Origin of the sequence: Pedobacter sp., from assembly GCF_041662865.1 — a bacterium.
In the GTDB taxonomy this organism is placed as follows: Bacteria; Bacteroidota; Bacteroidia; order Sphingobacteriales; family Sphingobacteriaceae; genus Pedobacter.
The window spans coordinates 77,875-98,220 of the sequence record NZ_JBAZRL010000007.1 but is presented as its reverse complement, the minus strand read 5'-3'; the positions used below and the strand labels follow the sequence as shown (position 1 = coordinate 98,220).

22 protein-coding genes are annotated in these 20,346 nt (G+C 34.4%); all 22 read left to right on the top strand.

The features are described from left to right. The first annotated feature begins 177 nt into the window (after nt 1-177). Nucleotides 178-1,083: a PstS family phosphate ABC transporter substrate-binding protein gene (locus WC622_RS04395; RefSeq protein ID WP_372817671.1), complete on the top strand. Its 906-nt coding sequence runs from the start codon at nt 178-180 to the stop codon at nt 1,081-1,083. Nucleotides 1,084-1,176: 93 nt separating this feature from the next. Then, the gene (locus tag WC622_RS04390; protein WP_372817669.1) at nt 1,177-2,883 is read left to right on the top strand and encodes a tetratricopeptide repeat protein; all 1,707 of its coding nucleotides are present in this window, start codon (nt 1,177-1,179) and stop codon (nt 2,881-2,883) included. Between the two features lie 77 nt (nt 2,884-2,960). Next, a complete protein-coding gene (locus WC622_RS04385; protein WP_372817667.1) occupies nt 2,961-3,332 on the top strand; it encodes an NADH-quinone oxidoreductase subunit A in 372 nt (123 codons plus the stop codon). Nucleotides 3,333-3,438: 106 nt separating this feature from the next. Next, entirely contained in the window at nt 3,439-3,981 is a 543-nt protein-coding gene (locus WC622_RS04380) for an NADH-quinone oxidoreductase subunit B (RefSeq protein WP_055131193.1), read from the top strand. Next, complete coding sequence (locus WC622_RS04375) at nt 3,981-4,481, top strand: NADH-quinone oxidoreductase subunit C (RefSeq protein WP_372817664.1); 501 nt, start codon at nt 3,981-3,983, stop codon at nt 4,479-4,481. The genes WC622_RS04380 and WC622_RS04375 overlap by 1 nt, the downstream gene beginning before the upstream one ends. 3 nt (nt 4,482-4,484) lie before the next feature. After that, a complete protein-coding gene (locus WC622_RS04370; RefSeq protein ID WP_372817662.1) occupies nt 4,485-5,699 on the top strand; it encodes an NADH-quinone oxidoreductase subunit D in 1,215 nt (404 codons plus the stop codon). Further along, nucleotides 5,692-6,204 (top strand): NADH-quinone oxidoreductase subunit NuoE, encoded by a 513-nt coding sequence (gene nuoE / locus WC622_RS04365; RefSeq protein WP_372817660.1) that lies wholly within the window; start codon nt 5,692-5,694, stop codon nt 6,202-6,204. Before WC622_RS04370 ends, nuoE begins: the two co-directional genes overlap by 8 nt. Next, a complete protein-coding gene (gene nuoF / locus WC622_RS04360) occupies nt 6,205-7,581 on the top strand; it encodes an NADH-quinone oxidoreductase subunit NuoF (RefSeq protein WP_372817658.1) in 1,377 nt (458 codons plus the stop codon). A gap of 2 nt (nt 7,582-7,583) precedes the next feature. Next, nucleotides 7,584-8,594, top strand: a complete 1,011-nt coding sequence (locus tag WC622_RS04355) for a 2Fe-2S iron-sulfur cluster-binding protein (protein ID WP_372817657.1) — start codon at nt 7,584-7,586, stop codon at nt 8,592-8,594. Further along, a complete protein-coding gene (gene nuoH, locus WC622_RS04350) occupies nt 8,594-9,631 on the top strand; it encodes an NADH-quinone oxidoreductase subunit NuoH (protein ID WP_372817655.1) in 1,038 nt (345 codons plus the stop codon). The genes WC622_RS04355 and nuoH overlap by 1 nt, the downstream gene beginning before the upstream one ends. 9 nt (nt 9,632-9,640) lie before the next feature. After that, entirely contained in the window at nt 9,641-10,141 is a 501-nt protein-coding gene (locus WC622_RS04345; RefSeq protein ID WP_372817653.1) for an NADH-quinone oxidoreductase subunit I, read from the top strand. 49 nt (nt 10,142-10,190) lie between these two features. After that, nucleotides 10,191-10,697, top strand: coding sequence for an NADH-quinone oxidoreductase subunit J (locus WC622_RS04340; protein WP_131551941.1), 507 nt, complete (start codon nt 10,191-10,193; stop codon nt 10,695-10,697). Further along, a complete protein-coding gene (gene nuoK, locus WC622_RS04335; protein ID WP_372817651.1) occupies nt 10,690-11,019 on the top strand; it encodes an NADH-quinone oxidoreductase subunit NuoK in 330 nt (109 codons plus the stop codon). Before WC622_RS04340 ends, nuoK begins: the two co-directional genes overlap by 8 nt. An 11-nt stretch (nt 11,020-11,030) precedes the next feature. Further along, entirely contained in the window at nt 11,031-12,932 is a 1,902-nt protein-coding gene (gene nuoL / locus WC622_RS04330; protein WP_372817649.1) for an NADH-quinone oxidoreductase subunit L, read from the top strand. Nucleotides 12,933-12,951: 19 nt separating this feature from the next. After that, nucleotides 12,952-14,415 carry a NuoM family protein gene (locus WC622_RS04325; protein ID WP_372817647.1) on the top strand — a complete coding sequence of 488 codons (1,464 nt, stop codon included), beginning with the start codon at nt 12,952-12,954 and terminating at the stop codon, nt 14,413-14,415. Nucleotide 14,416: 1 nt separating this feature from the next. Then, on the top strand, nt 14,417-15,790 hold the full coding sequence (locus WC622_RS04320) for an NADH-quinone oxidoreductase subunit N (RefSeq protein WP_372817645.1): 1,374 nt from the start codon (nt 14,417-14,419) through the stop codon (nt 15,788-15,790). A 46-nt stretch (nt 15,791-15,836) separates the two neighbouring features. Continuing rightward, on the top strand, nt 15,837-16,511 hold the full coding sequence (locus WC622_RS04315; protein ID WP_372817643.1) for a DedA family protein: 675 nt from the start codon (nt 15,837-15,839) through the stop codon (nt 16,509-16,511). Then, nucleotides 16,504-17,055 carry an inorganic diphosphatase gene (locus tag WC622_RS04310; RefSeq protein WP_372817641.1) on the top strand — a complete coding sequence of 184 codons (552 nt, stop codon included), beginning with the start codon at nt 16,504-16,506 and terminating at the stop codon, nt 17,053-17,055. Before WC622_RS04315 ends, WC622_RS04310 begins: the two co-directional genes overlap by 8 nt. Continuing rightward, on the top strand, nt 17,055-18,380 hold the full coding sequence (locus tag WC622_RS04305; protein ID WP_372817639.1) for a hemolysin family protein: 1,326 nt from the start codon (nt 17,055-17,057) through the stop codon (nt 18,378-18,380). Before WC622_RS04310 ends, WC622_RS04305 begins: the two co-directional genes overlap by 1 nt. 12 nt (nt 18,381-18,392) lie before the next feature. Further along, entirely contained in the window at nt 18,393-19,094 is a 702-nt protein-coding gene (locus WC622_RS04300) for a 16S rRNA (uracil(1498)-N(3))-methyltransferase (protein ID WP_372817637.1), read from the top strand. Between the two features lie 134 nt (nt 19,095-19,228). Then, nucleotides 19,229-19,813: a DUF4159 domain-containing protein gene (locus WC622_RS04295; protein ID WP_372817635.1), complete on the top strand. Its 585-nt coding sequence runs from the start codon at nt 19,229-19,231 to the stop codon at nt 19,811-19,813. Between the two features lies 1 nt (nt 19,814). Continuing rightward, on the top strand, nt 19,815-20,315 hold the full coding sequence (locus WC622_RS04290) for an acetyl-CoA carboxylase biotin carboxyl carrier protein subunit (protein ID WP_372817633.1): 501 nt from the start codon (nt 19,815-19,817) through the stop codon (nt 20,313-20,315). Nucleotides 20,316-20,346 lie beyond the last annotated feature (31 nt).

Here is a 20,346-nt window from a genome sequence, read left to right as displayed (position 1 = left end):
TTTAGGGCTTACTATGTTTCTGTTTTATTTGGTGCTAGGCTCTATCCTAATTTTTTGGAAAGATCTTATTCCATTAGAAATGGAAGCAAAATATAGAATCATATTTGGCATAGGATTAATAACTTATGCTTTGATTAGATTTTATCGTATAATCAATCAAAAAGATACTATATGAAAATGAAAAATATAAGTTTTGTATTCATATTAGTAACCATTTTCTCTTGCAATAGAGCTCAAAAAAAAACTGGAGTTGAAGAAACAAGAACATCAGGAACCACTAAGTTGTTGGTTGATGAATCTTTTGCCCGTATTTTAGATGATCAGATAGAAGTTTTTAAAAGTGATTATCCTAATGCAAAAGTAACAACTGTATTAGGAAATGAAAATAAAATTTTACCAGATTTTTTAAATGGAAAAGTTAAAATGATGGTACTATCTAGAATGCTAAAACCAGAAGAAGAACGCTATTACAAACAAAAGCAAATTGCTATTTTTACAGATAGGTTTGCAATTGATGGAATTGCGTTAATAACTAACTCTGCTAACATAGATACTAATATCACAGTAAAAGATGTACTTGATGTTTTAAAAGGTAATACTAGCAGTAATAAAAAGTTAGTGTTTGATAATGCATATTCTAGTACAATAAGATATTTTATAGATTCTGCAAAGGTTAAAGAATTACCTAAAAGCGGGGTTTATACGCTACAATCAAATAACGATGTAATTAAATACATAGCTGAAAACAAAGATTATATTGGTGTAGTAGGTATTAATTGGCTATTGGAGAATAATAAAGATATTTTGGCATACTTGCCAAAAATTAAGGTAATGGGTGTTAAGAATTTAACAGGGAAAAAGGGCGATGACGATTTCTATAAACCAACCCAAAACAACTTAATTAAAGGAATTTATCCTTTTTTAAGAAATGTTTATGTAATAAACGCTGAAGGCAGAGACGGTTTAGGCACAGGATTTGCAAATTGGTTAACTAGCCCTCGTGGACAGTTAATTGTACTCAAATCAGGACTAGGTCCTCATAAGATGGTATTAAGAGATTTTAACATAAGAAACACGAACTAAAATTAATATTAAAACTAATGAGATGAACATTGCTGTAGCAGAACCAAAGAAAAGGTTACAGGAAATTTATTTCGATTAAAACAAATGATGACGATGAAAATGATTAAGAAAGCAATAACCTTAAGTTTAGGTTTAGTAATGATGGGTGTTGCCTCATTTGCTCAAAGTTTAGCTGATGCAAAGAAGGCAATGGATGCAGAGCAGTACCAAAAAGCTACCTCGATGTTAAAAACTTTAGTAGCATCTCAAGCTAAAGATGGTGATAATTATTTTAGCCTTGGTAATGTTTATTTATTAACAGATGAGATTGATTCGGCAAGAGCTGCTTTTACCAGTGGAACAACTGCAGACCCAAAAAATGCATTAAACTATGTTGGTCTTGGTCATGCTGATCTAATGTCGGGTAATGCAACATCTGCAAAAACAAATTTCGATAAAGCAATAGATTTGGGAAAAAAAGATTATCAAACTTATTTGCAAATTGGAAAAGCATATTTAGGACAAAAGAAGCCAGATTATGCTGCAGCCTTACCAAACCTTCAAAAAGCAGATGAATTAGATTCAAAAGATAAAGATCCTGAAACATTTTTAGCTATTGCAGACTACTATGCAATGCAACATAAGAATTCAGAAGCTTATAACATGTATTTAAGAGCAACGGATATTAATCCTGCCTTATACCGCGTTTTTGTACAAATTGGTAAAATGTATAAAGAAGCTTACGCATTTGCAGAGGCAGAAGCACAATTAAAAAAAGCTATAGAAGGAGATCCTAATTATGGTCCTGCTTATCGTGAGTATGCAGAATTGTTATTACAATGGTCTTATCAAGATCCAAAAAATGGTGATGCTAAACGAGCTGACGCATTAACTAATATGAAGAAGTATTTAGATTTAACTGATAAATCTTTTGAATCTCGTTTACGTTATGCTCAGTTTTTAGTTTACGCAGGGGATTTTGCAACATTATCAAATGAAGTTGCAACGTTAAATGCACCAGATGCTAATAACCCTAAAACATTTGTAGTAATTCGTATGCGTGGATATTCTGCTATTGAGAATAAAAATTATCCACAAGGTGTACAATTCATGAATGAATTATTTGCTAGAAAGCAAGACACTGCTCGTATTCTTGGATCTGATTACCTTTATTTAGGCAAAGCTTTAGAAGGTACTGGTAATGATAGTTTAGCTGTAATCAATATTACAAAGGGGGTTGAGTTAGATACTACTAAAGTAGAAGATTTGGCTGAAATTGGTAAGAAATACTATGCAGCAAAAAGTTATGGTAAAGCTATTCCAGTTTTCAAGAAGGTAATTTCATTGAATTCTAAAAACCCTAACATGGCGATGAACTATTACTATTTAGCATTAGCTGAATATGTAAAATCTGGTGCTAAGGATAGAGGTTTGCTTGTAGAAAGTGATTCTGCATTGGCTAAAGTGATTACATTAGCTCCTGAATACGACCCAGCTTTTCTATATAGAGCTCGTATCAATAAAGCAATTGATGTAATTGATAATCCAGAGACTCAAAAAGGGTTAGCAGTGCCTTTTTATGAAAAATATATAACACTTCTTACCGTAACTAAACCGGAAAAGGCTGCGGCTCACGTTAGAGATTTGGCTGACTCTTATAATTATTTAGGTTTCTATTATTCAGGTATTGATAAAGAGAAAGCGAAAGAATATTTTAATAAGACTTTAGCTATAGACCCTGCAAATGCATATGCTGCAGATAATTTGAAGATATTAAGTGCTCCACCAGCACAACCAAAAAAAGCACCAATTAAGAAATAATAATCTTAATTTTAACAAAAGAAAGGCAGGGTTTGTAATCCTGCCTTTTTCTTTTAATTTTGTCTAAAATAATAAAGATGGAAACGACAAGTACAGCCCACGATTTTTTACCTATCATATTTCAAGTTATTGTTGCTTTAGGATTTGTAGTAATAACTTTATTTGCTACGCACTTTTTGGGCCCAAAACGTAAAACGAATGATAAGCTCTCTACTTTTGAGGCGGGAGTTAAGTCAGTCGGTAATGCTCGTCAACCATTTTCTATTAAGTATTTTTTGGTAGCCATTCTCTTTGTGTTGTTTGATGTTGAGGTAATTTTCATGTATCCTTGGGCTGTAAATTTTAGAGATTTGGGTTGGAACGGGGTTATAGAAATGTTCATTTTTATGGGCACACTTTTATTAGGATTTATATATATATTAAAGAAAAAAGCGCTAGACTGGAATTAATTATTTAGATTAATTCTAAATGCCAATCCCTTAATCTATTTGCTTTTAAAATATTGTAAATTTGTTGCTTATTCTCTATTAGGAATAAGCATTTTTTGTTTATAACATGAGTGAAATCAATATAGTAGATGCGCCACCGGGCATAGAAGGCTCAGGCTTTTTTGCCACTTCCTTAGATAAGGTTATCGGTTTGGCCCGTTCACATTCATTATGGCCTTTGCCATTTGCTACTTCTTGCTGTGGTATAGAATTTATGGCGACTATGGGTTCGCATTACGATTTTGGTCGTTTCGGCGCAGAAAGATTAAGTTTTTCTCCACGTCAAGCAGATTTATTAATGGTAATGGGAACTATCGCTAAGAAAATGGCGCCTGTTTTAAAACAGGTTTATTTACAAATGGCAGAGCCTCGTTGGGTTATTGCTGTTGGTGCTTGTGCATCAAGTGGAGGTATTTTTGATACTTATTCTGTATTGCAAGGAATTGATGAGATTATCCCCGTAGATGTTTATGTTCCAGGTTGTCCGCCTCGTCCAGAAGCTATTTTAGATGGTTTTGGAAAAATACAAGAGCTGGTTAAAAACGAATCAGGTAGAAGAAGATACTCAGATCAGTACAAACAAATGTTAGCTTCATACGGAATAGAATAATGGCTAAAGCAACAAATACAGAAATCATTGATTTGCTAGGCGAAAAATTCGGCGGGCAACTTTTTGACGTTACAGAACCTTATGGCTTGCTAACTTTCTCTACCACTAAAGATAGAATTATTGATGTTTTATCTTATATGAAAGAAAATGGAAAGGTTAATTTTAACTTTCTTACCGATTTAACGGCAGTTCATTATCCAGAGAAACACCAATTGGCAGTAGTTTATCATTTGCACAGTATGGTTAATGGTGTTAGAGCTCGCGTTAAGGTTTTTATTCACGAAAATGATCCAACTATACCAACTGCATCCACTTTGTGGAATGCCGCAAATTGGATGGAACGCGAAACCTATGATTTTTTCGGGGTTAAATTTGAAGGACATCCTGATTTAAGGAGAATTTTGAATATGGATGAGTTAGGTGTTCACCCTATGCTTAAACAATATCCTTTAGAAGATCCAAACAGAGTTGATAAAAAGGACGAATACTTTGGTAGATAACACATGAAGCACAATCAACCAGTATATACAGATAATGATCCGCAGAGCGAATTGGTAACCCTAAATTTAGGCCCAACTCACCCTGCTACACACGGTGTTTTCCAAAACGTATTGCAGTTAGATGGCGAACGTATTGTAAGCGGAGTTTCTACTATCGGATACATTCATAGAGCATTTGAAAAAATTGCAGAACATCGCCCATTCTATCAAATTACTCCATTAACAGATCGTTTAAACTATTGTTCATCCCCAATTAACAACATGGGATGGCACATGACGGTTGAAAAATTATTGAATATCCAAATCCCTAAACGTGTTGATTATCTTCGGGTAATTATCATGGAATTGGCTAGGATTTCTGACCATATCATTTGCAATACTATTATTGCTCAAGATACTGGTGCAACTACAACTTTCCTTTACTTATTCCAATTTAGAGAACATATTTACGAAATCTACGAAGAAATTTGTGGCGCTCGTTTAACGACTAACATTGGTCGTATTGGTGGCTTGGAAAGAGATTTCAATGGTATCGCCTTTGCGAAAATCAATAAGTTTTTAAAAGAATTCCCTGTAGCATTAAGAGAATTTGAAAGCCTGTTAAACCGTAACCGTATTTTTATAGACCGTACTGCTGGCGTTGCCGAAGTAACTCAAGAAAATGCTTTAAGTTTTGGCTGGACCGGGCCTTTATTACGTGCAACAGGTGTAGATTATGATGTCCGTACTAGCGAACCATACTCTTCTTATCAAGATTTTGATTTTGAAATTCCGGTAGGTACAAGTGGCGATATTTATGATCGTTATTTGGTACGTAATGAGGAAATGTGGCAAAGTGTGAGAATTATCGAACAAGCTTTAGAGAAATTAAAATCGGAGCCTAAAGGTATTTTTCATGCTGATGTTCCAGAATTCTATTTGCCGGGAAAAGAAGAAGTTTATAATAATATGGAAGCATTAATCTATCACTTTAAGATTGTGATGGGAGAAATTGATGCGCCAAAAGCAGAAGTTTATCACGCTGTAGAAGGTGGTAATGGAGAACTTGGTTTTTATTTGATAAACGATGGAGGCAGAACACCTTATCGTTTACACTTTAGAAGACCTAGTTTTATTAATTATTCAATGTTCGCAAAAATGAGTGAAGGTATGCTGTTATCAGACGCCATTATCAACATGAGTAGCATGAACATTATTGCAGGAGAATTAGATGCTTAAAGTAGAAGAACAACAACCTGTAGAATTTTCATCGGCTTTAATAGAGCAATTTGATGAAATTGTTAGACGTTATCCTGTTGGAAAACAAAAATCAGCTTTGCTACCCTTGTTACATTTGGTACAAGCAGAATTTGGGTGGACTAGTGTTCCTGCAATGGATAAAATTGCTGAGTATTTGAATATTGAACCTATTGAGGTGTATGAAGTTGCTTCTTTTTATAGCATGTACTTTTTACAACCCAAAGGAAAATATGTATTAGAAGTTTGTCGTACTGGGCCTTGTTGCTTAGTTGGGGCAGAAAAAATAATGGACCACATCGAAAGTAAACTTGGTGTTAAAGAAGGCGAAGTTACTGCTGATGGTTTATTTAGCTGGCGAGGTGTAGAATGTTTAGCGGCATGTGGTTATGCTCCAGTTTTACAAATCGGTCCAGAATATACTTTCTATGAAAACTTAACTGAGCAATCGGTTGATCAATTAATAGACGATTTACGCAAGAAATAAATGGGACGTAAACTATTACTCGAACATATCAATGTACCTGGCATTAATACGCTAGAAGTTTATCGCCAAAAAGGCGGTTATCGTGCTGTAGAAAAAGCTTTGAAAACTTTAACTCCTGATGAAGTAGTGGAAGAGGTTAAAAAGTCTGGCTTACGCGGTCGTGGTGGCGCAGGTTTCCCTACCGGGATGAAATGGAGTTTTTTGGCTAAGCCAGAAGGTGTTGCTCGTTATTTGGTATGCAATGCTGATGAATCTGAGCCTGGAACTTTTAAGGACAGGTATTTGATGACATACATTCCTCATGCTTTAATCGAAGGAATGATTGTTTCAAGTTTCGCTCTTGGTGCCAAAACATCTTATATCTACGTTCGTGGAGAAATGATGCCTCAAATCCGTATCCTAGAAAAGGCAATTGCTGAAGCTAAGGCTGCCGGTTTTTTAGGTAAAAATATATTAGGAACAGGTTACGATTTAGAATTATACGTACAACCGGGTGGTGGTGCTTACATCTGCGGAGAAGAAACCGCTTTGTTAGAGTCGTTAGAAGGTAAAAGAGGAAATCCTCGTATTAAACCACCGTTTCCGGCAATAGCTGGTTTGTATGGTTGTCCGACTGTAGTAAATAACGTTGAATCTATTGCTGCAGTTGTGCCAATTATTAATGATGGTGGCGATGAATATGCGAAAGTTGGTATTGGTAGAAGTACAGGTACTAAATTAATATCAGCTTCTGGAAACTTGGTAAAACCAGGTGTTTATGAAATTGAATTAGGCTTACCGGTTGAAGAATTTATCTATTCTGATGAATATTGCGGTGGTATCGCCAATGGCAAAAGACTTAAAGCTACGGTAGCTGGAGGTTCTTCTGTTCCGATTTTACCAGCTAACCTAACCTTAAAATATGCTAACGGCGAACCTCGTTTAATGAGTTACGAATCACTTTCTGAAGGTGGTTTTGCAACTGGAACAATGATGGGGTCTGGTGGTTTTATCGCATTTGATGAGGATCAGTGTACTGTTAGAAATACTTGGAATTTTGCCCGTTTCTATCATCATGAGAGTTGCGGACAATGTTCACCTTGTCGTGAAGGTACTGGCTGGTTAGAAAAAGTATTACACAGATTAGAATACGGACACGGAAAAATGAGCGATATCGATTTGCTAGTTGATGTGTCTAAAAAAATAGAAGGAAATACAATTTGTCCGTTGGGTGATGCAGCGGCTTGGCCGGTTGCGAGTGCAATTAGACATTTTAGAGATGAGTTTGAATGGCATGTAAAAGAGCCAGTGAAAATCTTAAGCAGCAATTATGGTTTAGCCAATTACGCTGTTCCGATTGAGAAAAAAGTTGAAGAAGTTAAACAGGATAATCTTTAACCATGAGTGATTTAATGAAAGTTACCATTGATGGTATAACGGTAGAAGTAGCACCAGGCACAAGTATTCTCAACGCTGCAAGGCAAATTGGGGGTGATATTGTTCCACCTGCAATGTGCTATTACTCTAAGTTAGAAGGTAGTGGAGGTAAATGTCGTACGTGTATTGTTAAAGTAACTAAAGGTTCTGAAAAAGATCCTCGTCCCATGCCAAAATTGGTAGCTTCTTGCCGTACCAATGTAATGGATGGAATGGAAGTGCAAAATATTACTTCTCCGGAAGTTTTGGAAGCTAGAAGTGGTGTAGTAGAGATGTTGCTCATTAATCACCCACTTGATTGCCCAATTTGCGACCAAGCTGGCGAATGTGATTTACAAAATTTAGGCTACGAAAACGGATTGCAACGTACTCGTTATGAATTTGAGCGTCGTACTTTTGAAAGAATAGATATTGGCGATAAAATTCAGTTACACATGAACAGATGTATCTTGTGTTACCGTTGTGTTTTTGTTGCTGATCAAATTACTAATAAACGTGTTCACGGTATTTTAAATCGAGGAGATCATTCAGAAATATCTACATATATCCAAACAGCAGTTGATAATGATTTCTCAGGAAATGTAATTGATGTTTGTCCAGTAGGTGCTTTAACCGATAAAACTTTCAGATTTAAAAATAGAGTTTGGTTTACAAAACCTGTTGATGCACATCGCGATTGTAATCACGAAAAGTGTAATGGCAAAGTAACACTTTGGTATAAAGGAGAAGATGTTTTACGTGTTACTGCTCGTAAAGATCAGTTCGGTGAGGTAGAAGACTTTATTTGCAATGAATGTCGCTTCGAGAAAAAAGCAACTGCAGATTGGACAATTGAGCATCCAACTCATATTTCTGATACTTCAGTAATTTCATCAAATCACTACGAAACATTTAGACCTTTACCTGTGATTAAAGAAAATTTGGCTTTGCAAGAAGCTAATAAGGTTGAACTAGAAAAAACCAGTAAATTCTAATGGATATAAATTTTGTAATCGAAAAATTTGCGCTGGTAACTATCTTGTTTTCCATTAGCTTGGTAATTGCAATGTATTCTACTTACGCAGAGCGAAAAGTGGCTGCATTTTTACAAGATCGTTTAGGTCCAGATAGAGCTGGCCCTTTTGGTATTTTGCAACCTTTAGCTGATGGTTTAAAAATGTTTATGAAGGAAGAAATTATTCCTTCAAATGCGAGTAAATGGTTATTTATGGTTGGCCCTGGTTTAGCTATGCTTTGTGCTTGTATTGGTACAGCAGTTATTCCTTGGGGACAAGATTTAAACATTAATGGAAGAGTTGTTCCATTGCAAGTAACCGATATTAATGTTGGTGTACTTTATCTTTTTGGTGTAGTTTCATTAGGCGTTTATGGTGTGATGATTGGTGGATGGGCTTCTAACAACAAATATTCGTTGTTAAGTGCAATTAGAGCGGCTTCTCAAAATATCAGTTATGAGGTGGCAATGGGTTTATCTATCATCGCTTTGCTTTTAATGACGAATACATTAAGCTTAAAAGAGATTGTTGCACAACAACATGGTTGGCACTGGAATGTTTTATATCAGCCATTAGGATTTATTATTTTTATGGTGTGTTCTTTTGCAGAGACTAATCGTGCTCCATTCGATTTACCTGAATGTGAAACGGAGTTGATTGGTGGTTACCATACAGAATATTCATCGATGAAATTAGGATTTTACCTATTTGCTGAGTATATCAATATGTTTGTTTCATCTGCCGTGATGGCAACATTATACTTTGGAGGTTACAATTACCCTTGGATGGATACTGTTGCAGGTCATGTTAGTCCAAACGTTGCTGCATTAATTGGAACAGTTGTTTTATTTGCTAAAATATTTATGTTCATCTTTTTCTTCATGTGGGTACGTTGGACAATTCCTCGCTTCCGTTATGATCAGTTGATGAATTTAGGATGGAAAGCATTAATTCCTTTGGCAATTGCAAATATCGTTATCACAGGGATTGTTATAGCTGTTGTAAATAAGTTTTAAGAGAGAGATATGGAATCATTAAGTAATAAGAAAAAAGTACTAGAGCAAAAGCCTCTAAACTTTGCAGAACGCATGTATTTGCCTGCAATTGTTAAAGGTTTGGGTACTACAATGAGCCACTTTTTTAAGAAAAGTTCTACCATCAGATATCCTGAAGTTGAAAGAGAATTCTCTATCAATTGGAGAGGGATGCATTCTTTAAAAAGAGATGAAGAAGGTAGGGAGCGTTGTACTGCTTGTGGATTGTGCGCTTTATCTTGTCCTGCAGAAGCAATTACCATGATTGCAGCTGAACGTAAACCTGAAGAAAAAGCATTATATCGTGAAGAAAAATATGCAGCAGTTTATGAAATCAATATGTTACGTTGTATTTTCTGTGGATTGTGTGAAGAAGCTTGCCCTAAAGAAGCAATTTATTTAGATGGGCCAATTGTTCCTTCTGATTATTTACGTAAAGATTTTATTTACGGCAAAGATAAATTGGTTGAAGCTCCTTTGGAGGTGAAATAAAATAATATCGCCCTATGGCGAGACTAATAAACTAAACAAAAGAAAATTAATGGGTACATCAGTATTCTATTTCGTAGCAACATTAAGCATCATTTTTTCACTGATGGTTATCTTTTCGAAGAATCCAATCCATAGTGTTTTATACTTGATTCTTACCTTTTTTACTTTTACAGTTCACTATGTGTTGTTAAATGCACAATTTTTAGCGGTTGTAAATTTCATTGTTTACATGGGTGCAATTATGGTTTTATTCCTATTTGTGCTGATGCTTTTGAACTTGAATAAAGAAAACGAACCAAATAAATCAGCATTAGTTAAAATTTTAGGCGTAATAGCTGGGGGATGTTTATTAGTAACATTAGTTGGTTCTTTTAAAGCGGTTTCAATTAATAGCCCTTTGGTATTGCAAAATCCAAATTTAGGATTGGTAAAAAACCTAGGTAAAGAATTATTTGGTCCGTTCATGTTACCATTTGAATTGTCATCAATTTTATTGCTTACAGCAATGGTTGGTGCAGTATTGTTAACTAAAAAAGAGGAAAAAGCAAATGGATAATTTAACTTCAACCATGCAAACAGTTCCACTTAACCATTACATTTGGTTATGTGCTATTATCTTCACTATTGGGGTAATGGGGGTGTTAACACGTAGAAATGCTATTGTTATTTTTATGTCGGTAGAGTTAATGTTAAACTCTGTTAACTTATTGCTAACCGCTTTTTCGGTTCATCACAACGATCCATCAGGACAAGTTTTTGTATTTTTTATTATGGCTTTGGCAGCTGCTGAAGTAGCTGTAGGACTAGCAATTATTGTAATGGTTTACAGAAATACGCAGTCGATAGATATTAATGTATTAAATCGCCTTAAGTGGTAATTAGATAGAAGATGATAAATAGTTTACTTTGGTTAATCCCTTTACTCCCGCTTTTAGGCTTTGTAATTAATGGCCTTGGCAGAAATACCTTTAGCAAAAGCCTAATTGGTTTTATTGGTAGCGGTGTAATATTTGCTTCTTTTGCATTAAGCGTTGCTTTATTTTTTGAACTAGGCACTGGTACACAAAAACAATTTACAGTAGATCTTTTCGATTGGATTAGTGCTGGTAATTTACATATTCCACTTTCGTTTTTATACGATCCATTAAGTGCAATTATGTTATTAATTATAACAGGAATTGGCTTTTTAATCCACCTGTATTCAGTTGGATATATGCATGATGATGCTGGATTTGGTAAATTCTTCAGCTACTTAAACCTATTTATCTTCTTCATGTTGATATTAGTTTTAGGTTCAAACTACATCGTTATGTTTATTGGTTGGGAAGGTGTTGGTTTATGCTCTTATCTATTAATCGGGTTTTGGTATACCAATAGCAATTACGCAAGTGCGGCTAAAAAAGCATTTGTAATGAATAGAATTGGAGATTTAGGCTTCCTTTTGGGAGTTTTCTTAATCTTCAATACTTTTGGAAGTGTAGAATTTGCTAAAGTATTTCCTCAGGCTGCTTCAATGATGCCAGGAGCTGGAACAATTACTTTAATTACTATTTTACTATTTATTGGAGCCTGTGGCAAATCTGCGCAGTTACCTTTATTTACATGGTTACCAGATGCGATGGCTGGGCCGACTCCGGTTTCTGCATTAATACATGCTGCAACAATGGTAACGGCTGGTATTTATATGATCGCTCGTTCAAGTGTATTGTTCGATTTAGCGCCAACCACGCAAATGATTATCGCGATTATTGGAACAGCGACTGCTTTAATTGCTGCAATAATTGCCTTAACACAAACAGATATTAAAAAAGTATTGGCTTATTCAACTGTATCTCAACTAGGATATATGTTTTTAGGTTTGGGTGTTGGTGCATATACAGGTTCATTCTTCCACGTTTTAACCCATGCTTTCTTCAAAGCATTGTTATTCTTAGGTGCGGGTTCAGTAATTCATGCAATGCATCATGAACAAGATATGCGACATATGGGTGGATTGAAATCTAAATTAAAAATTACGTTTGCAACCATGATGATTGGTACAATCGCGATTGCAGGTTTACCACCATTTTCTGGTTTCTTCTCTAAAGATGAAATTTTAGCACACGCTTTTGAATATAATAAAGTGCTTTGGGCAATCGGATTATTCACCGCATTTCTGACTGCTTTTTATATGTTCAGAATGATGTTTTTAACATTCTCTGGGAAATATCGTGGAACGCATCACGCAGAAGAACGTATTCACGAATCGCCAAAAATCATGACGTATCCATTAATTGTGTTAGCTATTTTGGCTGCAATTGGCGGAGTAATAAATATTCCTCATGTATTTGGTGGTAATGAATGGTTAGCACATTGGTTAACTGGTGCAGGCATTGCTCAACATGAATTGGAATTAAGTCATGCTACAGAATTTGGGTTAATGGGAGCTTCTGTTTTAGCTGCTTTGATTGCCTTATTTTATGCCTATACTAAATATGTTAAAAATGCTCACGTTCCAGTTCCTGATGAAAGTAAACGCTCAATCTTAGCTAAAATATCATACAACAAATTCTATTTAGATGAGATTTATGATGCTATCATCACAAAACCTTTAGATGCATTTTCTAGATTTTTCTATCGCATTATCGATAAAAAGGTAATTGATGGATTGGTAAATGGTTTTGGCTGGTCGGCAACTGAAGGAAGTAAAGGCCTACGTCTTTTACAATCTGGAAATGTTGGCTTTTATATATTTATGATGGTATTCGGTATCATCGCATTGTTATTGTATACTTATTTATCTATCGCTTAATTCGGTTCAACACATATAAATGGAACTATTAATACTCATATTTTTACCACTTGTTGGTGCAATCATTACCTCACTACTTAAAGGCAGTTCGGCCAAAGTAAGCGCTTTAGGTTTTGCACTGGTATCGCTTTGCGTAACTATTGGTTTATTAACCCAATTTACTCCAGATGCTACTACACAATTTGCAGTAAACTATCCTTGGATACAACAATTAGGAATTAATTTCCATGTAGGTATTGATGGAATTAGCATGATTACGGTTATTTTAACAAATGTTTTAATGCCATTAATCATCCTTTCTAGCTTTAAACACGAGTATAAAAATGCCAATGCATTTTATGCATTAATCTTATTTATGCAAAGCGGATTGTTGTTGGTATTTACTGCATTAGATGGATTTTTATTCTACATAGGTTGGGAAGCAGCTTTAATTCCTATCTATTTTATTTGCGCCATGTGGGGCGGGAAAGACCGTATCAAAGTAAACATGAAGTTTTTTGTTTACACGATTGCGGGTTCACTTTTCATGTTATTAGGTATCATTTATTTATACCTACAAAATCCTGCTAAGAACTTTGATATCAACGCATTTTATGCCTTAAACTTAGATTCATATCAACAAGGTTGGATATTTTGGGCATTCTTTATTGCTTTTGCGATTAAAATGCCAATTTTTCCTTTCCATACTTGGCAACCTGATACGTATACAGAAGCTCCTACTCCAGGAACCATGTTATTATCAGGTATTATGTTGAAGATGGGTATTTATGGTGTAATAAGATGGTTATTGCCAATTGTACCGCAAGGTGTTAACGATTGGGTTTGCGTGGCGATGATCCTCTCAGTTATTGGAATTGTTTACGCGTCATTAATTGCATTTACACAAAAAGATGCGAAACGCTTGGTAGCCTATTCATCAATTGCTCACGTTGGTTTAATATCAGCTGGTATTTTTGCATTAAATACACAAGGTTTGCAAGGTGTAATGGTACAAATGTTAAGTCATGGTATTAATGTAATTGGTTTATTTTTCGTGTTAGATATTATTTCTTCTCGCCTTAAAACAAATAAAATTGAAGAATTAGGCGGATTAGCTAGAGTTGCTCCGAAATTAGCTATCACGTTCTTAATTATCGTTTTAGGAACTGTTGCTTTGCCAGGAACTAATGGGTTTATCGGTGAGTTTTTATTGCTATTTAGCGTATACAGCTACAATGCATGGTTGGGTTTAATCGCAGGGTTGACTATCATTTTTGGTGCAGTTTATATGCTTAGAATGTATCAAAAAGTAATGCTAGGTGAAACCAATGCATTAACCATCAGTTTTACAGATATTAAAGGAACAGAAAAAGTGGTATTGTATACTATTTGCGTATTGATAATTGTAGTGGGTGTTTATCCAAAACCAATTTTGCATTTATCTGAAGCTTCGGTACAACATTTATTAGAACAAGTAAATCAAAAATTAACAGGGGTAAACTAACATGAACATTATTATAACCATCGCCGCTACGGCTTTAATAGTACTTTATGCAGGTTTGTTTAAGGCAAAAAAAGCCTTATTGCCTCTAACTTTAATTGGTTTATTAGTTGCATTAGGCTTTGTCGCTTGCTCATGGAATAATCCAACAACTTATTATGGCATGATGCGAATGGACAATTTCGCTTTGGCATTTTCGGCTATAGCTATAGTCGGTACCTTCTTTATATTTCTATTGACCCAAAATTATTTTTCCGAAGGAAGTGATAACATTGCAGAATATTTTACTTTGATTTTGTTTGCCCTGTCGGGGATGATTATCATGGTTTCTTATCAAAATATGTCGATGCTATTTATCGGCTTAGAAATCATGTCGGTGAGTTTGTATATCCTAGCGGGAATACGAAAGCTGAATTTTGCATCAAATGAGGCTTCATTAAAATACTTTTTAATGGGTGCTTTTTCTACTGGATTTTTATTATTCGGTATTACTTTAATTTACGGAGCAACAGGTTCATTTGATATTACTGTTATTCAGAATTACTTAGTTAATAATGTAAAATCAGTTTCGCCATTATTTTATCCAGGTGTTATTTTAATGATGATTGGCTTATGCTTTAAAGTTGGTGCGGCACCTTTCCATTTCTGGGTTCCGGATGTATACGAAGGCTCTCCATCATTAATTACTACATTTATGTCAACTGTAGTTAAAACTGCTGGTTTTGCCGCATTTTTAAGGCTATTTGCTGGTGCTTTCGAACCATTACATGATTTTTGGATGCCTGCATTAATGATCATCACTATTGTCACTTTGTGCATAGGAAATATTACTGCGCTTTACCAAAAGAACTTCAAACGCATGCTGACGTATTCAAGTGTATCGCATGCAGGTTATATGTTGTTTTCTTTAATTGTTTTAACAGTTAATTCAGCAAGTAATGTTTTGGTTTACGCTGCAGCTTATACGTTTGCAACTATCATCGCATTTGCAATTTTAATTTTGGTTAAACAAAAAACCGGTAATGATAACTTCGAAAACTTTAATGGCTTAGGTAAAAGAAATCCGTTAACAGCTTTCGCATTAACAATTGCAATGCTTTCTTTGGCGGGTATTCCATTAACTGCTGGTTTTATTGGTAAGTATGTAATGTTTTTAAATGTGATGGAGAATTATCAAACCATTTTAGTTGTTATTGCTATTTTAAATGCATTGATAGGTTTCTATTATTATTTTAAAGTAATCATAGCAATGTGGTTTAAAGAAGGTTCCGATATCGTTTTAGATACCCCATTACAGTACAAAATAGTATTAGTGTTGTCAGTAATAGTTACCTTATTTTTAGGGGTTTATCCATCTATTATTTTAAATCTGATATAGCCCAATGATATAGATTATTATTTGTAGTTTTACGAATAATTCAACTATGCAAGAATTCTGGAATTCATTACAGCATTTTATTGATCCCGAAAAATTACTTAAAGAGGGTGGTTTCTATGTTGTTTTGTTTGTAATTTTTGCCGAAACTGGCTTATTTTTCGGTTTCTTTTTGCCAGGCGATTATCTTTTGTTTTTAGCAGGCATGTTTGTGGCAACTGGCAGGTTGGATGTAAATATTTATGTCCTCATAGTGGGCTTATGTATCGCTGCTATTTGTGGAAATTTTACCGGATATTGGTTCGGTCGAAAAACGGGCCCGTTATTATACAAAAGAAAAGACAGCATTTTTTTTAAGAAAAGATATCTTTTAGCAGCCGAACGATATTACAGAAAACAAGGTGCCTTTGCATTAATAATGGGTAGATTTGTACCAATTGTTAGAACTTTTGCTCCAATTTTTGCTGGAGTAGTAAAATTAGAACTTAAAAAGTTTGCATTTTATAACATTGTAGGTGCAATATTATGGATAGCATCCTTAACTTTGCTAGGATATTTTTTAGGCAGAAGATTTGCCCAACAAATTGAAGAGTATTTGGTTTATATAATAATAGGTTTTATTGTAATTACCACTATACCATTGGTTATCACATTTGTGAAAAAACAGGTAAATAGAAGTGGTGATGAAGATGAAATAGAGATTGAAGAAGAAAAAAATGAGTAAAGAAGATCATCATCCGTGGCATAGTGTTTCTCCTGGAGAGAACCTACCAGCTGTAGTAAATGCAATAATTGAAATCCCTAAAGGTTCAAAAGCAAAATACGAAATAGATAAAGAATCAAATCTGATCAAATTAGATAGAGTTCTTTTTTCGTCTGTTATGTATCCAGCAAATTATGGTTTTATTCCTCAAACCTATTGCGATGATAATGACCCATTAGATATTTTAGTTTTATGCTCTGTAGATGTTTATCCAATGACAATTATTGAAGCTAAAGTAATTGGTGTAATGCACATGGTGGATAATGGGGAACAGGACGATAAAATTATCGCGGTAGCTAAAAATGACATGTCGGTAAATTATATTAACGATTTACATGAGTTGCCACCTCATACGATGAAAGAAATTGTAAAATTCTTTCAAGATTATAAAGCATTAGAAGAAAAACAAGTTACGATAGAACACTTACTTGGTGTACGTTATGCGCACAAGGTAATACAAGAAAGCATTGAGCTTTACGATAAGAAATTTAGAAACAATTCTTAATGGGATTTCAAATATTTTTGACCTTCTTTTTAGTCGTTCTGAACGGATTTTTCGTTGCAGCAGAGTTTGCAATTGTAAAGGTTAGAGCTTCACAAATTGAAATCAAAGCTAAATCTGGTAGTAGGGTTGCTAACATTGCAAAATACATCACTCAACATCTAGATGGCTATTTGGCTGCTACACAATTGGGTATTACATTAGCCTCTCTTGGTTTAGGTTGGGTTGGTGAAGGTGTTATGCATCACATTATTGATGGTGTAATGAGGAAAATGAATTATAGTGAAGCTATCATTACATCTTTTTCCGGCACTGCGTCGCCAATTATTGCTTTTTCTTTTATTACCATAATGCACATTGTTTTTGGTGAATTAGCACCAAAATCGATCGCAATACAAAAACCAGTAGCAACTACATTATTTGTTTCAGTTCCATTACAAATCTTTTATTGGGTATTTAGACCTTTTATTTGGTTATTAAATGGTCTTGCATCTTTAATTTTAAAAGTGTTCGGTATTTCTAGTATCGGTGGACATGATTCCGTGCATAGTACAGAAGAGTTGTATTACTTATTAGACCAAGGAAAAGAAAGTGGTGCATTAGATACAAATGAACATGAATTAATTAAAAACGTATTCGATTTTAATGAGCGTGTTGTTAAAAATATCATGGTGCCACGTACAAAAATATCCGGTATCGAATTAAATACACCAAAAGAAGAAGTGGTGCAAACTATCATAGGTGAAGGCTATTCACGTATGCCAGTTTACGATGATATTATTGATAAAATTATCGGTATTGTACATGCAAAAGACGTATTACCACTTTTAGCAGGTCATAAAGAATGGGCATTGGCCGATATTATTAGAAAACCATATTTCGTTCCGGAAACAAAAAAAATTAACGATTTACTAAGCGAATTGCAACAAAAACGTATTCAAATTGCTATTGTAATTGATGAGTTTGGTGGTACAGCTGGTATGGTTACACTAGAAGATATTGTTGAAGAAATTGTTGGAGAAATTCAGGATGAATACGATGAAGAAAAACCAACGGTAGAAAAAATTTCAGATACGGAATTTGTTATTAATGCTTATGCAACAGTTTACGATGTCAACGAGCATTTACCACACGATTTACCAGAAGATGAAGATTTTGATACTGTAGGTGGATTGGTTTCTCATGCATTTGGTAAAATTCCAGAAGTTGGTGATAGCGAAGAATGCTATGGTTACCTATTTACTATTTTAAAGAAAACAGAACAAAATATCGAAACCATAAAACTTGAACTTGTAATTAGCAAAAGTGACATGGTAGATACGCATTAAAACTTCTAGCTAATGCATGTTTTTTACACACCTGATATTACTTCAAATCAATACACTTTAAACGAAGAAGAAAGTAGGCATTGCAGTAAAGTACTTCGTTTAACTGTTGGTGATATTATTCATTTAATTGATGGAATGGGTGGTTTATATGAAGCTGAAATTACTGGCATTAATAAAAAGAATGTTCAGCTAACTGTAATTAACAAGCAAACTGAATTTGGTAAGCGTAATCATTATTTACACATCGCCATTGCCCCAACAAAAAACATAGATCGCCTGGAGTGGTTTTTGGAAAAAGCAACTGAAATAGGTGTTGATGAAATAACACCAATTATTTGCGATCGTTCTGAACGTAAAATTATAAAGGAAGAAAGATTAGAAAAAGTGATAACTTCCGCTGTAAAGCAATCTTTAACTGCATACCATCCTAAACTAAATACATCTATTTCATTTGCAGAGCTGATGAAACAAAACGCTAATGGAGAAAAATTCATTGCGCATTGCATTGAAGGAGAAAAACCATTTATCAATCAACTTACTCAAACTCATCAATCTTATTTAATTTTAATTGGCCCAGAAGGAGATTTTACCCAAACAGAGGTTGAAATCGCTTTGCAAAACGGCTATAAAGCAGTAACTTTAGGTAACACCCGGCTAAGAACAGAAACTGCTGCCTTAGCTGCTTGTTTTGAGGTTAATTATATCAATAGATGAAGTTGATTTACAAAATACAATTTACAATTAGCAATTTTAAAATTATTGAGAGACAGCAGTTTGTTAAGATCTTTGCCCTTTGCTGCTCCTTAATCTTTATTCTATGCTCTAGTTTTACTGTTCCAACATATAAAATGGGAAAGTTAAAATATAATGGTGGTGGAGATTGGTATGGAAATAGGACGGCTTTGCCTAATCTCATCGATTTTTGTAATAAGAATTTAACCACTAATTTTTCTCCTGATGAAGGAATTGTAGAAGTAGGCAGTGCAGAACTTTATAATTTCCCGTTTGTGTATATGACTGGGCATGGTAATGTGATTTTTAGCGACCAAGAGGCCGCTAATTTGAGGAAGTATTTAATAGGTGGGGGTTTTTTGCATATCGATGATAATTATGGGTTAGATAAATTTATTCGACCAGAAATGAAAAAAGTGTTTCCAGAACTCAGTTTTGTCGAATTACCAGCAAATCATAAAATATATAATCAGAAATTTAAATTTCCAGCAGGTTTACCGAAGATACATGAGCATGATGGGAAAAGACCACAAGGATTTGCTTTAATCTGGAAAGGAAGAGTGGTTTGCTATTATACTTACGAATGTGATTTAGGTAATGGTTGGGAAGATTTTGGAACTTACCCTACAGATACACAAGAAAGTCGTATTAAAGCGCTTAAAATGGGTGCTAATTTAATTCAGTATGCTTTAACACAATAAAATGTACCAAATAAAAGTAAACGATAAATATAACTTTGATATAACTGCTGATGATAAACAGCTAAAGGTTAATAACGAAATGGTGGAGTTAGATAGGCTTGCTTTAAATTCTAATTCTGCTCATGTGCTATTTAAAAACAAATCGTATAACATAGAAGTTGTAGAGCTGAATAAGGAAGAAAAAACTGCTGTTATTAAAGTAAATAATAACATTTACACACTGACCATAAAAGATCAATTCGATCAGTTATTAAAACAGTTGGGTATGGATAATTTATCAGTAAATAAAATACAGCAAATTAAGGCCCCAATGCCCGGTTTAGTTTTGAGCGTTTTGGTAACCGAAGGAACCGAAGTAAAAAAAGGAGATAATCTTTTAGTCCTAGAAGCGATGAAAATGGAAAATATGATTAAATCGCCGACAGATGGTGTAATTAAGAAAATAGAAATTAAACAGGGTGATAAAGTAGAGAAGAATGAAATACTGATTAGTTTTCATTAAAAAAGAAAGGGAAGCAATGTTGCTTCCCTTT

Excerpts from the sequence above, each read along its gene's own strand:
- WC622_RS04300 (WP_372817637.1), top strand. The coding sequence starts at position 18,393 with ATGCATGTTTTTTACACACCTGATATTACTTCAAATCAATACACTTTA.
- WC622_RS04375 (WP_372817664.1), top strand. The coding sequence starts at position 3,981 with ATGGCTAAAGCAACAAATACAGAAATCATTGATTTGCTAGGCGAAAAA.
- nuoK (WP_372817651.1), top strand. The coding sequence starts at position 10,690 with ATGGATAATTTAACTTCAACCATGCAAACAGTTCCACTTAACCATTAC.
- WC622_RS04380 (WP_055131193.1), top strand. The coding sequence starts at position 3,439 with ATGAGTGAAATCAATATAGTAGATGCGCCACCGGGCATAGAAGGCTCA.
- WC622_RS04340 (WP_131551941.1), top strand. The coding sequence starts at position 10,191 with ATGGGTACATCAGTATTCTATTTCGTAGCAACATTAAGCATCATTTTT.
- WC622_RS04355 (WP_372817657.1), top strand. The coding sequence starts at position 7,584 with ATGAGTGATTTAATGAAAGTTACCATTGATGGTATAACGGTAGAAGTA.
- WC622_RS04310 (WP_372817641.1), top strand. The coding sequence starts at position 16,504 with ATGAGTAAAGAAGATCATCATCCGTGGCATAGTGTTTCTCCTGGAGAG.
- WC622_RS04370 (WP_372817662.1), top strand. The coding sequence starts at position 4,485 with ATGAAGCACAATCAACCAGTATATACAGATAATGATCCGCAGAGCGAA.
- WC622_RS04395 (WP_372817671.1), top strand. The coding sequence starts at position 178 with ATGAAAAATATAAGTTTTGTATTCATATTAGTAACCATTTTCTCTTGC.
- nuoH (WP_372817655.1), top strand. The coding sequence starts at position 8,594 with ATGGATATAAATTTTGTAATCGAAAAATTTGCGCTGGTAACTATCTTG.
- nuoL (WP_372817649.1), top strand. The coding sequence starts at position 11,031 with ATGATAAATAGTTTACTTTGGTTAATCCCTTTACTCCCGCTTTTAGGC.
- WC622_RS04290 (WP_372817633.1), top strand. The coding sequence starts at position 19,815 with ATGTACCAAATAAAAGTAAACGATAAATATAACTTTGATATAACTGCT.
- WC622_RS04390 (WP_372817669.1), top strand. The coding sequence starts at position 1,177 with ATGAAAATGATTAAGAAAGCAATAACCTTAAGTTTAGGTTTAGTAATG.
- WC622_RS04345 (WP_372817653.1), top strand. The coding sequence starts at position 9,641 with ATGGAATCATTAAGTAATAAGAAAAAAGTACTAGAGCAAAAGCCTCTA.
- nuoE (WP_372817660.1), top strand. The coding sequence starts at position 5,692 with ATGCTTAAAGTAGAAGAACAACAACCTGTAGAATTTTCATCGGCTTTA.
- WC622_RS04385 (WP_372817667.1), top strand. The coding sequence starts at position 2,961 with ATGGAAACGACAAGTACAGCCCACGATTTTTTACCTATCATATTTCAA.
- WC622_RS04320 (WP_372817645.1), top strand. The coding sequence starts at position 14,417 with ATGAACATTATTATAACCATCGCCGCTACGGCTTTAATAGTACTTTAT.
- WC622_RS04325 (WP_372817647.1), top strand. The coding sequence starts at position 12,952 with ATGGAACTATTAATACTCATATTTTTACCACTTGTTGGTGCAATCATT.
- WC622_RS04305 (WP_372817639.1), top strand. The coding sequence starts at position 17,055 with ATGGGATTTCAAATATTTTTGACCTTCTTTTTAGTCGTTCTGAACGGA.
- WC622_RS04295 (WP_372817635.1), top strand. The coding sequence starts at position 19,229 with ATGGGAAAGTTAAAATATAATGGTGGTGGAGATTGGTATGGAAATAGG.
- nuoF (WP_372817658.1), top strand. The coding sequence starts at position 6,205 with ATGGGACGTAAACTATTACTCGAACATATCAATGTACCTGGCATTAAT.
- WC622_RS04315 (WP_372817643.1), top strand. The coding sequence starts at position 15,837 with ATGCAAGAATTCTGGAATTCATTACAGCATTTTATTGATCCCGAAAAA.